The 11,563-nt window shown below is 57.0% G+C and carries 11 protein-coding genes and 1 pseudogene; 7 read left to right on the top strand and 5 right to left on the bottom strand.

Translation table 11 applies throughout. The features are described 5' to 3' along the window. The first annotated feature begins 239 nt into the window (after nucleotides 1-239). Entirely contained in the window at nucleotides 240-1,436 is a 1,197-nt protein-coding gene (locus LOC54_RS09135; protein ID WP_279313503.1) for an IS256 family transposase, read from the top strand. Nucleotides 1,437-1,630: 194 nt separating this feature from the next. Here the strand turns inward: LOC54_RS09135 and LOC54_RS09130 are convergent, their stop codons facing one another. Beyond that, nucleotides 1,631-3,085: a Hint domain-containing protein gene (locus LOC54_RS09130; RefSeq protein WP_279313502.1), complete on the bottom strand. Its 1,455-nt coding sequence runs from the start codon at nucleotides 3,083-3,085 to the stop codon at nucleotides 1,631-1,633. 24 nt (nucleotides 3,086-3,109) lie between these two features. Here LOC54_RS09130 and LOC54_RS09125 point away from each other — a divergent pair, with 24 nt between their 5' ends. The 3 genes from LOC54_RS09125 (at nucleotide 3,110) to LOC54_RS09115 (ending at nucleotide 4,740) form a co-directional block, all read left to right on the top strand. Continuing rightward, entirely contained in the window at nucleotides 3,110-3,706 is a 597-nt protein-coding gene (locus tag LOC54_RS09125) for a recombinase family protein (protein ID WP_279313501.1), read from the top strand. Nucleotides 3,707-3,814: 108 nt separating this feature from the next. Then, nucleotides 3,815-4,468 (top strand): ParA family partition ATPase, encoded by a 654-nt coding sequence (gene parA / locus LOC54_RS09120; RefSeq protein WP_045543362.1) that lies wholly within the window; start codon nucleotides 3,815-3,817, stop codon nucleotides 4,466-4,468. Next, nucleotides 4,465-4,740: a ribbon-helix-helix domain-containing protein gene (locus LOC54_RS09115; protein ID WP_153431766.1), complete on the top strand. Its 276-nt coding sequence runs from the start codon at nucleotides 4,465-4,467 to the stop codon at nucleotides 4,738-4,740. The genes parA and LOC54_RS09115 overlap by 4 nt, the downstream gene beginning before the upstream one ends. 61 nt (nucleotides 4,741-4,801) lie before the next feature. Here LOC54_RS09115 and LOC54_RS09110 read toward each other — a convergent pair whose 3' ends face one another. Then, nucleotides 4,802-5,902 carry a replication initiator protein A gene (locus tag LOC54_RS09110; RefSeq protein WP_347709395.1) on the bottom strand — a complete coding sequence of 367 codons (1,101 nt, stop codon included), beginning with the start codon at nucleotides 5,900-5,902 and terminating at the stop codon, nucleotides 4,802-4,804. A gap of 849 nt (nucleotides 5,903-6,751) precedes the next feature. On the opposite strand from LOC54_RS09110, the gene LOC54_RS12360 reads away from it, so the two are divergent. Beyond that, entirely contained in the window at nucleotides 6,752-6,817 is a 66-nt protein-coding gene (locus tag LOC54_RS12360) for a hypothetical protein (protein WP_279313506.1), read from the top strand. A 96-nt stretch (nucleotides 6,818-6,913) separates the two neighbouring features. Further along, nucleotides 6,914-7,321 carry a DUF2442 domain-containing protein gene (locus LOC54_RS09100; RefSeq protein ID WP_279313499.1) on the top strand — a complete coding sequence of 136 codons (408 nt, stop codon included), beginning with the start codon at nucleotides 6,914-6,916 and terminating at the stop codon, nucleotides 7,319-7,321. 54 nt (nucleotides 7,322-7,375) lie between these two features. On the opposite strand, the gene LOC54_RS09095 is transcribed toward LOC54_RS09100, so the two are convergent. The 3 genes from LOC54_RS09095 to LOC54_RS09085 form a co-directional block, all read right to left on the bottom strand. Further along, nucleotides 7,376-7,708 (bottom strand): hypothetical protein, encoded by a 333-nt coding sequence (locus tag LOC54_RS09095; RefSeq protein WP_279313498.1) that lies wholly within the window; start codon nucleotides 7,706-7,708, stop codon nucleotides 7,376-7,378. Beyond that, nucleotides 7,705-7,971, bottom strand: a complete 267-nt coding sequence (locus LOC54_RS09090) for a conjugal transfer protein TraD (RefSeq protein ID WP_279313505.1) — start codon at nucleotides 7,969-7,971, stop codon at nucleotides 7,705-7,707. The genes LOC54_RS09095 and LOC54_RS09090 overlap by 4 nt, the downstream gene beginning before the upstream one ends. A 64-nt stretch (nucleotides 7,972-8,035) precedes the next feature. Further along, the gene (locus LOC54_RS09085; protein ID WP_279313497.1) at nucleotides 8,036-8,329 is read right to left on the bottom strand and encodes a conjugal transfer protein TraD; all 294 of its coding nucleotides are present in this window, start codon (nucleotides 8,327-8,329) and stop codon (nucleotides 8,036-8,038) included. A gap of 163 nt (nucleotides 8,330-8,492) precedes the next feature. Here LOC54_RS09085 and traA point away from each other — a divergent pair. Continuing rightward, a pseudogene (traA, locus tag LOC54_RS09075) lies at nucleotides 8,493-11,486 on the top strand (Ti-type conjugative transfer relaxase TraA); the annotation flags it as partial. Nucleotides 11,487-11,563 lie beyond the last annotated feature (77 nt).

The raw sequence follows: 11,563 nt of genomic DNA, 5'->3' as shown, positions 1-11,563 counted from the left end.
TCCGTAAAAGTGCCTGTTCCGTCTCCTTCTTCCATCCATACAATATGGGAAGTATTTCAAGATCTAACAGGCCCTAGATTGCCGGCATAGCAAGGCTCTGGATCAGGTATTTTGTCACAGCTGACTAAAATCTGGGCTGTGTCCCGTGGGGTGGTGTAGGAGTGAGATTGGCTGCTGAGGCGGCCACCGCCGGTCTTTGATAGGGTTCGGGTGCGAAACTGAACCTGAAGGACCTGACGATGACTGACGAGAAGATGGCGCTGCTTGAGCTTGTGGAGCAAGCGTCTGATGGCGATTTTGTTCGTGAGATGCTGGCGTTTGCTGCCGATCGGATGATGGAGATGGAGGTCGAGGCCCGGACTGGGGCGCCGTTGGGCGCGCGTTCGGCCTCCCGCTCAACCCAGCGCAACGGCTACCGCGCCCGGAACTGGGACACGCGGGCGGGCACGGTGGAGCTTGCGATCCCGAAGCTGCGCAAGGGCAGCTATTTCCCGACCTTCCTTGAGCCCCGGAGGACGGCGGAAAAGGCGCTGCTGGCGGTCATCCAGGAAGCCTATGTGCAGGGGATTTCCACGCGATCGGTCGATGATCTCGTCCGCGCCATGGGTGCCGGCGGCGTCTCCAAAAGCCAAGTCAGCCGTCTGGTCGGGGAGATCGACGAGCGGGTCAACTCCTTCCTGTCCCGGCCGATCGAGGGCGAATGGCCGTATCTGTGGATCGATGCGACGTATCTGAAATTGCGCCAGGGCGGCCGGATCGTGTCGATCGCCGTGATAATCGCCGTGGGCGTGAACACCGATGGCCGCCGTGAAGTGCTGGGCGTGGCGACGGGACCGTCCGAAGCGGAAGCGTTCTGGACGGATTTCCTGCGTTCCCTGGCCGATCGCGGCCTGCGTGGCGTGAAGCTGGTGGTGGCCGACGCGCATGCCGGGCTGCGCGCCGCGGCCGGTCGCGTGTTCAACGCGACCCTGCAACGCTGCCGGGTGCACTGGCTGCGCAATGCACTCGCTTATGCCCACGCGAAACAACGTCCTGCCATCACGGCCCTGTTGCGCACGATCTTCACGCAGGAAACGGCGGACGATGCCGCGCGCCAATGGCGGCACGTCACGGACAAGCTGCGCGAAGGCTTTCCGAAACTGGCGGACTTCATGGAGCGGACAGAGCCGGATGTGCTGGCCTACATGGGCTTTCCCCGGGAGCACTGGACCCAGATCTCGTCGACGAACCCGATCGAGCGGGTGAACCGGGAGATCAAGCGTCGCTGCGACGTCATCGGCATTTTCCCCAACGACGCCGCCATCATCCGTCTCGTCGGGGCCTTGATGCTGGAGCAGAACGACGAATGGGCCGTGTGCCGACGCTACATGACGCTGGAAGGATTGGTCGCCATAAGCCATAACCAAACCATCAGCCTGCCAGCCATGGCTGCCTGATAACCTCGAACCTATCGAGGATCGGTGTTCCTACACCACCCCACGGGACACAGCCAAAATCTGAGTGTATAAAGTGAATTCATGCTCTCAATTACAAGCAAGCTACGCGGTAGTCACTGGTTGGATCATGTTTTTTACATAAAAGGGCTTTCCAGAAAAGGAAAGCCCCTATCAGAATCAATCTCTAACAGAAATTAAACAGACTGCCTCTTCATATCATAGGTTTTCTGAGTGTTGAGCAGATAAGGTCCCGCGGCACGGATGGTCATGGAGAGAATTCCCATTTGCCCCTCCGTCAGGTGACCAGTCAAAGGCAGTTCTGCATCACCATTGGTCCAAGCACAATCTGTCCAGCCAAAATCATACCAGCCAGCAGGTTTCTCTCCCTGAACGTGAGTGGTGATCTCGAACTGCTGTTTGGCGCACTGAAGATGCACGTCTGCAACAGCAACGCCCATGTAGCGACGGTCATCTACAAACGGGCCAATTACGTCTGAGGGGCGGCTGGAGCGCGAGATAATCCGCACAGAGTCAGTGTTCGGCGGAAGCATGAAACTGTAGTTATCCGCTGTCTTGCGCATGGGCCGAATCACTGCACCTGTTTGGGTAATCAGATGCAGGTCAGGATCGTCGGTTGTCTCAACAGTTTCTGAGAAATGCTGCTGGCAGCCAATGACCTTGTTTTCACGAGCTTCCAAGGCCCTGAAGATGGGTTCTACGAAGGACCGCTCCACCCCCAGAGGTGCACCCGCGTCGTCAGCCCAATTTTTCACCGCCGCACCACGCAGAGCTACGACCTTACCTTCCTGATGGAAAGAAGAGCGATTGCCGGTATCGAGATAACTCTCGGTCAGCATGCCATCTGCTGTTATGACGGAGTGATGATCTGTTTCGATATGGTAGTAGTCATAGGACGTGAAGGATTTATCATAGAAGATGGATCTGCCGTTGACGAGCATCCGGGCTGGTACAAAGCGGCCTTCGAAGAACAGGCAATGTTCAGAAGTAATCAGCATGTCCTTGTAGGGCACGCCATCAGCAATCGCGTTTTTGAGAATACGCACAGGCCAGCCAGCTTCATCATATGACAGTTCAGGGCGGACCATGGTGCGTGCTTTTCCGGCCCACACAACTGGACGGATGATCTCTTTGTTGTTCTCCCAGTCAAAGGCAACAACTCGGTCACCAATTTGAATATCTTCTACTGCAACATCACCTTCCAGCGTACGGATCATGCTGCCGGATAGGAAACAGACGATGGCAAGGCTGCCATCGGCTTCTTTCTCCAGCTTAAGCTTGGTACCCGGAGCAACATTGAAGTTAGGCCACGTAACGGTCTTGCCATTGGATGTGATAGTCAGCGTCGTGCCAGAATATTGAATTGTAGCGTCAGCGGCCATCGGCAAACCGTCGAGGTCAATCTTGTCCGTATTGGTGAAACCAGTAACGTTCGGAAGAGCAGATAGATTTTGGCCGGATCCCAATGTGAGAACGTTATGATTACCGGAAAAAGCAACCGTTTCGGCTTGTGGAATGGAGCCTATGGTTGCGGTGGAACTGTTGGAAATCTTTACGGTACCTGCCAGTGTACCAAGTGACGCATAGTCAGATTGGGACAGACCGGAGCCACGGTGTATCAAGGGCTGCATGGTGGTTTTTCCGGGAGGGTTCAAATGGGACAATGCGCGGTCATCTATTGCCGGGTTTCCACGGCTGATCAGTCTTGCGTGCGCCAGAAGGACGAGCTGAAGCGGTTTGCCGAACGCGCGGGCTATGAAGTGTCTGGCATCTTCATGGAGACCGGCTCTGGCGTCCGAGTGGATCGGGCCGAGCGTCGAAAGGTCATGGCACTGGCCCAGGCCCGTGGAATTGATGCCATCCTGGTGACGGAGCTGTCCCGCTGGGGGCGTTCGACCATTGATCTCATCTCCACGCTTCAGGAGCTGGAGAGCTATCGTGTTTCCCTGATCGCCATAACGGGGATGACGTTCGACCTGGCGACGCCACATGGACGGATGCTGGCGACAGTTCTGGCCGGGATTGCGGAGTTCGAGCGGGATCTGATCAGCGAGCGGGTGAAGTCCGGTCTGGCCGCTGCCAGGGCGCGCGGGAAGGTTCTCGGCCGACAGAAAGGACAGCGGCCAAAGTCTGATCGTCTGGCTCCGAAGGTTCTGGCGCTGGTGGCTGAAAAGCGGAGTTATAGATGGATCGCCCGCGATCTGGGAATCAGCAAGAACACTGTTGCTGCCATTGTGCATAGGGAAAGGTGAGTTTATCGGCCGTTGAATATGGGTTGCTTTCTGTCGTTCTCTATTGTCGGTCTAGTAGGTTATCGCGTATGACTGCATGCAAACATGCGGTCATGTAAGGACGTTCACATGCCAACAATAGCGATTATCAGTCAGAAGGGTGGGGCTGGAAAAACCACTCTGGCTTTGCATCTGGCTGCGGCTGCTGAGGATACTGGCCATACGGCATTGGTGATTGATGTGGACCCACAGGCAACTGCGAGCCAATGGGCGGCATGGCGTAAAGATGCTCCGCCGGTTGTGATTGACAGTGCTCCGCCGCGCCTCGCGGCTAAGATCGAACAGGCAATGAGTCAGGGCGCTGAGTTCATCGTGATTGATACTCCGCCTCACGCTGATAGTGCGGCTAGTGCTGCCGTTGAAGTCGCCGATTTAGTGTTAATTCCATGTCGGCCGAGTGCATTCGATCTGGCAGCGATCAAAACTACTGCCAGTCTTATAAAAATGCGTGGCAAACCAGCCTTCGTCGTTTTTACAGCGGGAAGTCCGACCGCTCCGCGTATGTATGAGGAGGCCACACAACTCGTAGAAAGCTACGGGCTAAACGCATGCCCACATATTATCGCTGATCGTGCAGTTTTTCGTCATGCGGCGGCGGAAGGGAAAACTGCAATGGAAATAGAGCCAAAAGGCAAGGCGTCTGATGAGGTAAGGCTGCTTTACAAGTGGACATGCAAGCATGTAAACATGCAATCATCGAGAAAGCGGAGAGCTAGTGCATGAGCCGGAAGGGGTCTCTACTGTCGTTGCGGGATCGTGCTTCCGCAATATCGTCGGCTGTAGCCACATCAGAAAGCAAGGTTGCTGCCACAGACAGCAAGCCGGTTGCGCCGAGCCGTCAAGGAAAGAAAGCCATGACGGGCTATTTTAGCCCGGAAATGTCGTTTGCCATGCATATGACCGCCAGAAAGCATGGGATGAGTTTACAGGACGCGATGGCCGACGCGTTTAACGACTGGCTACGCAAGATGGGAGAAAGTCCTGTAGGCAAGTAGGTAGGTGTAGCTGAGGTTATGTTTGCATGCACGCATGTACACTTGCCAGCATTCGCTGGAATCAGCGCATTGGGCTGCGTTCGTGCCGTTTTTTACAAAAGCCAATAAAGGCACCGGCAGGGCTTTTAAGCTCGGGTTTCCCCATGTCGTGCCACCATGAAACCCATTCGTCATGGAGAGCATAAATGTCATATCCTGGCGCAACGGTTTTAGCGTCATGCATGGTTTCGGGATCAATGTAGGGGGCATCCCTGACGGGGACAATAACGTCGGCCTTTGTGTTAAGGCTCAAACGGTTGCGAAATAGAATGATGTCGTCGGCCATTGTGATGGCATAGTCAGGAAAATGAGCATGGCTGATGTCATGCGCACAAACTTTCTTAACCAAGGATCGAAAGACGCGAAGCGGGCTATTTGAGCCACATTTTTTTTGCAGCAGCTCTAATCCGATCTTCCATTCATCTTTCATACCGCAGTGTTTGCGGGCTAGCTCGTACATGCGTCGTTCGAATGGTTTACGAAGTCGGAAATAGTCTCGGTGAAGTGTTAGGACGTTCTTGCTGATGACTGAACGATAGACCCACTCTGACAGAGTGATTTCGAGATCAAGCATTCGGCCATCGAACGTCTTACGGGTGATTCTAGCTTCTTCGATCAAACCAAAAATTCGCGTTTCTTCAATGCCGCCTGTTTGAATGTTGGTTCGCACGGTTGTTCCGCGCAAGCGCGTCAACGCGTCGGTCAGTAGTCTATAGCCTGCCCCGCTGGTTTGACGATTGGTAGCGACCAGCATGTCATAAGCTTGAAGGCGGAGTGTTCGGCTTGGTTGTTCGCCGTGATTCATTTTCGCAACGAGCTGAGAGATGCAGTAGATTAGGATATCCTTGTCATGGATCGTTGCCAGCCCTTTGCCAGACGGGATGATCTCTATGAGATTCCCATTGTGTTCATAGCGTCGCATCCGAGTGTCAGGCTTGGTCGAGAGCGAAAAAACAGGATGCTCCATTGACGCCATATCATCTTTGGGAATGGCATCGAGCACGTCACAGATGAATAGGTCCTGATTTGGATGGCGGACTGGCAAGAGGGGTGTGCGATCCTCACCTTCCATAGCCAGGGAAGGCGCAATGTCGAACAAGGAAGGAGAAGATTCTATCGTCATTTCAATTACAGATAGCTACTATCGTCACTTCACATACGCAAGCCAATTATCGTCATATTAGATTCAGTTTGAGCTTATCGTCATTTCAATTACGCATGCTTGCTATCGTCATAGTGGATTCAGTTTATCGTCATAGTGGATTCAGTTTATCGTCATAGTGGATTCACAAGACGACGAAATCGTCTAATAAAACCATTATTATTCAATGTGTTATCCTAACTCCGAAAAGCCGTAACACAACTTAAACACCTATTAAACACTCTAAGGCTGTGGATAACTTTTTATTGCTTGAAGTTTTCCGCCAAATCGAACCCAGGCACCGCCTCTTGGGGGCTCCGCCCCACCGGCTTGCGGCCTGCGGCCGCCCCGATAGCGCTTCGCACGATCTCCCACCAGAGGCACCTTCCTCTCCCGCGTCGGCGCCGTCGCCGCCCTACGGGGCTCCCGCTCCGCGCTCGCCCGACGCCTGTAATGCCAGAAAAACCAGGCAAGACCGTAATCTGCTCAGGACACGACGGTGTTCAGACGGTCATTCAGCGGCTCACGTGTCGCAGTATACCCACCAGACGCCACAGGATGGCCTTACAGGCGTTACCATGTGTAGTGGCTGGTTTGGTGGACGATAATGGGTTTACGCTTTGTGCGGCCTCCTATGGCGCTCTGCTAGCTTTGTCTGGGATTGATGGGCCGTCCATTTCTATCTGACCGTGCAGATATCATGCTCCCCCTGATTTTCAGCGGGATGGTTTTGATTGAAAAACCCAAGCGCTAGAGATATGGTGAATTATACCGACGCTTCTACGCATCAATGGGTTTCGTGTCGTGATTTACACGGCGGATCATGTGCCGATGCACGTTCACGTCATAAGCGCGGATGGAGAAGAAGTCATTGAATTGGCAGGAAAGCCCGCCTGATACGGGCAGGTGGCATGAAAGATAAGGTCATACAGGAAGCCCTTGTCATTGTGCAGGACCACGCTGAGATGCTGTCTGAAGCATGGGAGAAGATACATGGCGAATGACATGAACTATCAGGCCGCTCGTAAAGCAGACGCACTTCATAGAGCGACAGTTCCTCATGCGGTCTCCGCACGGTTTATCCGTGCGCGCCGCGCTCTTCATGTCACGCTCTCCAACGGTGTTGAAATGAGCGTACCGGTGGATCTGTTACAGGATTTGCAGGGGGCCTCCCTGAATGATCTGGCTGAGATCAAGATCACCCCGCTGGGTAATGGGCTTCACTGGCCCCGTCTTGATGCTGATGTCCTGGTCGAGGGTCTCATTCACGGTATCTACGGTTCCCGAAGCTGGATGGCAGCACAGATGGGACGTGTGGGCGGATCTTCCGCCAGTCCCGCAAAGGCGGCTGCCGCACGTCGGAATGGTGCGAAAGGCGGCCGGCCCAGAAACGTCGCGTAAGGCACGGTTTCTGGTATTTTCCCAGTCCGTCAGGCCTGTAGACTTTTGTGACCTTTAATTCAGCGACCAGCAGCGTGATGTCGAGACATTCTGATCCGTTTCCGGCGTCGGAGCTGTTAGAACGCAGAGCACGCTCTGTTTCTGCCGGGTCAGCGTGAAAAGGGCTCCTGAGGCGCCATAATCCGCCGTAGTCGTAATCCGGTAACCTTTGCTCAACAGACTGGCCAGAGAGTCCTGCACGGGTTTGAGTGTTGTTGGAACGGCCAGAGGACTATAGGGCGATTTAACCCCTGACTGAGGCAACCAGTCTCCTGTACTCTGGGCAAAGCCTGAAGCCGGCAAAAGAAGGAGCGTCACGGCTGTTAAAATCAGCGATCTTTTTTTCATGATGATGTCTCCGGTTCTTTCTTTTTCACATGCTCTTTTTCGGCATCGAAGGCATGAAGCCCCGTACGCCTCCAGCGTGTTTTCAGGTCGCCTGAAGCGGTATTCCTGCCATCCCGAAGCTGCCCCGCAATGTCCAGGAAGGCCCCGAGCAGGGTGGCACGGTCATCCTCGGTCAGATCGACCAGTCCCGCTTTCTGGACCAGGCCGCCCAGTTCGATCAGATGATGGGTCCGTTCCCGTCGCGCCTTTGCCCAGTCGCGCATGTCGGTGCGTGCCTTTCGTGCCTGATGGCGATGGATCAGGGCCGCCTGCTTCCTGATCCGTCTCTCAAGCGTCAGAAGCCCCATTCTGATCGTTTCCGGTTCCTTTCCGACCGCCCTTTTTTGTGCCTTCCTGAAAGAACGCGGTCCCCCGTTCGGTCCACCTCGCAACGGCTTCAGGTTTGCCGTCCGCCTGTTCGACAGCTGCAAGAAGAACCCCGACCAGCGCCTCGATCGACAGGGTATCAGCTCCCGTTGCCTCGACCAGTTCGCCGAGCTGGATGGTCCGTTGCACCTTAAGCTGCTTTGCCTTTTCCTGAAGCGCCTTCAGTTCCGTATCAATGTCCCGTGGTTTGCGCATTTCCAATCTCCTGTCCTGCTGGTTTTTTTCCATACTCTACATACAGGCGAGAACCGCGTCACTTACCCAGAGTAAGCAACCTTATATGGTATCGTAAAATTTGAGTGCGCGCTTATACGTCACTTCGTGACGTGCGCTTAAAGGATGTGATAGTATTGTGTCCATGGCGATCTATCACCTGCATGCAAAGGTCATCAGCCGCGCTACCGGACGAAGCGCCGTGGCGGCGGCAGCCTATCGTGCGGCATCTCGTCTGCATGACGTGCGTCTGGATCGCGCTCATGATTTCTCCAACAAGAGCGGCGTGGTGCATTCCGAGATCCTGCTGCCCGATGGTGCGCCGGATCGGCTTCTCGCTCGGTCTGTTCTGTGGAACGAAGTCGAGGCGATCGAGAAGCGTAAGGATGCCCAGCTTTCCCGTGAAGTGGAGTTTGCACTCCCACGCGAAATGACTCAGGCGCAGGGGATCGCGCTGGCACGGGATTTCGTACGGGAGCAGTTCGTGGAACGCGGTATGGTGGCCGATCTCAATGTGCATTGGGATATTGGCGAAGACGGACAGGCGAAGCCCCATGCCCATGTGATGCTGTCCACGCGGTCTGTGGATGAGAACGGGTTTGGTACGAAAGAACGCTCGTGGAATGACAAGGACCTGCTGCTGATATGGCGGGAGCGGTGGGCGTCGCTCGCCAATGAACGACTGGCTGATCTGGATCTGGATGTACGGATTGACCATCGGTCCTTTGTTGAGCAGGGGATCGACCTTGAGCCGCAGAACAAGATTGGCCCGGCCGGGATGCGCCGGGAAGAGCGGGGCGAGGATGCGGAACGGGTTGCTGACCATCTGGAGATCGCACGGCGCAATGGTGAACGGTTGCTGGCGGATCCGCATGTGGCGCTGGAGGTGCTGACCCGACAGCAGAGCACATTTACCCGGCGGGATCTTGCGCGGTTCGTGGACCGGCATACGGTGGATGCTGAACAGTTTACGGCCGTCATGGTTCAGGTGGAGGCGTGCCCGGAGCTGGTGGCCCTCGGGAAAGACGGGCATGGGCGGGAACGGTTCTCCACGCGGGAGATGATCGGGGTCGAGCAGCGTCTGGAAGAGGCATCGCTCGCGATGGGGTAGTCCCAGGGGCATGCGATGCCGCTGGCGGTGCGTCGGGCAGCGATGCAGCATTCCGGTCTTGGGGACGAGCAGGCGCTGGCGGTGGGCGAGGTCACGAAGTCCCGCGACCTGTCCGTGGTGGTCGGGTATGCCGGGACGGGGAAGAGCACCATGCTGGGTGTGGCCCGTGAGGCATGGGAAGAGGCTGGGTATCGGGTACGCGGGGCGGCGCTGTCGGGGATCGCGGCGGAAGGGTTGCAGGGTGGGCCCGGGATCGAGCGCCGTACCCTTGCATCGTTAGAGCTGGCCTGGGCGAAAGGGCGGGACCGTCTGGAGCGCGGGGACGTGCTGGTGGTGGATGAGGCCGGCATAGTGGGATCACGGCAGATGGAGCGGGTGTTGTCAGCCGCGCGCGGTGCTGGGGCCAAGGTGGTTCTGGTTGGCGATCCCGAGCAGTTGCAGGCGATTGAGGCTGGTGGTGCATTCCGGGCGGTGGCCGAGCGGGTCGGGTCGGTGGAGATCACGACAGTACGTCGTCAACGTGACGGCTGGCAGCAGGATGCCACGAAGGAGTTGGCGACCGGGCGGACCGACATGGCGTTGGGGCGCTATGAGGCGGCTGGCCTCGTGCGCGGTCATGACACTCTGAAAGAGGCGCGGGCCGGGGTGGTGGCCGGGTGGGAGGAAGCCCGTCAGGCTGCGCCAGAGGGCAGTCAGATCATGCTGGCGCATCGGCGTGTCGATGTGCGGGCGCTGAATGAGGCGGCGCGTGAGATCCGCAGGGAGGCGGGTGAGCTGGGCGAAGATGTACTGGTTTCCACAGCTCAGGGTGAGCGGGTGTTTGCCGAAGGGGAGCGTGTCTACTTCCTGCGTAATGACCGGGAGATGGGGGTAAAGAACGGCACGCTGGGCACAATACGGGGCATTGAGGGATCGGCAGGGGCCGGGGATCTGGTGCTGTCGGTGCAGCTCGACGGGAAGGATGGTGTCGGTTCTGGTCATCTCGTGTCTGTGTCGGTGGCGGAGTATGACGCGCTGGATCATGGCTATGCGGCCACCATCCATAAATCGCAGGGTGTAACGGTGGAGCGGGCCCATGTTCTGGCGACGGGGAGTATGGACCGGCACGGGGCCTATGTGGCGCTGTCGCGGCATCGGGACAGTGTGTCTGTTCATTGGAGCTCGGATGGTGTGGGCGACCGGGACGGGCTGGTGAAGCGGCTGTCGCGTGAGCGGCTGAAGGATACCACGCTGGATTACCTGCATGACCGGGATCAGGATGCCGGGTTCGCGCAGCGGCGCGGTCTGGAAGTCCCTGCGAGCGGGATCGTAGTGGCGCGCGGCAAGGCTGTCTCTGGCTTCCGGCAGGACAGGCAGAGCGAAGTGGCCCATGGGCCGGAACCTGCACCGGCAGAGCAGAAACGCGGGATGTTTGACGGGCTGGAGCTGTCCGTGGGGTCTGCTCGTCGCATCAGAGAAAAAGACGTGCCGGACGGGATGGAGGCTGAGGTCAGTAAGGGGAATAGCGGGGTTGAGCGTGAGGCTCCTGTTTCACCCTTTGCGGGGCTGCAGCTGCGGTATGTGAAGCGCGAGCAGGTTCCGGCCGGGCTGGATGGGTTTGTAGCGGGTGGTGATCCGTTACAGCAGGCGGTGGAGCGATATGCGCGGGCCTGGGTGGATGCCGAGCGCATGGTGCGCCAGGAGCTGCCGGTGCTGGAGCATCAGAAGAAGGCGCTGTCTGACGCTGTACGGGATCTGGAGCGGGTCCGGCCTGGCGGGGAAGCGGATATGAGGGCAGCGCTGAAGCATCAGCCGGACATCAGGCAGGTGCTGTATGGTCTGGAAGGTCCGGCGCGGGCGCGCAAACTGGTCGAGGGGCTGGAGCATGAGGACAGGGTGCGGAAGAGTCCGGAATTGCGGGCAGCGCGGTTTGTTAAAGAGTGGGATGGTCTGAGCCGCGCACAGCAGGGTGTGGCACTGAAGGATCTGAAGCGGGATACGCAGCTTGCATCCGTCCTGCGGGAGAAAAGTCGTGAACTGGGTATTAGATGTTTAGTCCCGGGGTTTGATGGTGTAATATTTTCACGCGAGTGGAAGGAAGCATTATGGGACAGATACGCCATGGG

This window comes from Acetobacter sp. AN02 (assembly GCF_029759835.1).
In the GTDB taxonomy this organism is placed as follows: Bacteria; Pseudomonadota; Alphaproteobacteria; order Acetobacterales; family Acetobacteraceae; genus Acetobacter.
Note: the sequence above shows the minus strand (reverse complement) of the source record. Positions and strands in the feature narration are given on the sequence as shown.

Bases quoted from the DNA above. Each gene is read 5' to 3' on its own strand.
- parA (WP_045543362.1), top strand. From the start codon at position 3,815: ATGCCAACAATAGCGATTATCAGTCAGAAGGGTGGGGCTGGAAAAACC.
- LOC54_RS09125 (WP_279313501.1), top strand. From the start codon at position 3,110: ATGGGACAATGCGCGGTCATCTATTGCCGGGTTTCCACGGCTGATCAG.
- LOC54_RS09100 (WP_279313499.1), top strand. From the start codon at position 6,914: ATGGCGAATGACATGAACTATCAGGCCGCTCGTAAAGCAGACGCACTT.
- LOC54_RS09090 (WP_279313505.1), bottom strand. From the start codon at position 7,971: ATGCGCGACTGGGCAAAGGCGCGACGGGAACGGACCCATCATCTGATC.
- LOC54_RS09095 (WP_279313498.1), bottom strand. From the start codon at position 7,708: ATGAAAAAAAGATCGCTGATTTTAACAGCCGTGACGCTCCTTCTTTTG.
- LOC54_RS09135 (WP_279313503.1), top strand. From the start codon at position 240: ATGACTGACGAGAAGATGGCGCTGCTTGAGCTTGTGGAGCAAGCGTCT.
- LOC54_RS09110 (WP_347709395.1), bottom strand. From the start codon at position 5,902: ATGACGATAGAATCTTCTCCTTCCTTGTTCGACATTGCGCCTTCCCTG.
- LOC54_RS09085 (WP_279313497.1), bottom strand. From the start codon at position 8,329: ATGCGCAAACCACGGGACATTGATACGGAACTGAAGGCGCTTCAGGAA.
- LOC54_RS09115 (WP_153431766.1), top strand. From the start codon at position 4,465: ATGAGCCGGAAGGGGTCTCTACTGTCGTTGCGGGATCGTGCTTCCGCA.
- LOC54_RS09130 (WP_279313502.1), bottom strand. From the start codon at position 3,085: ATGCAGCCCTTGATACACCGTGGCTCCGGTCTGTCCCAATCTGACTAT.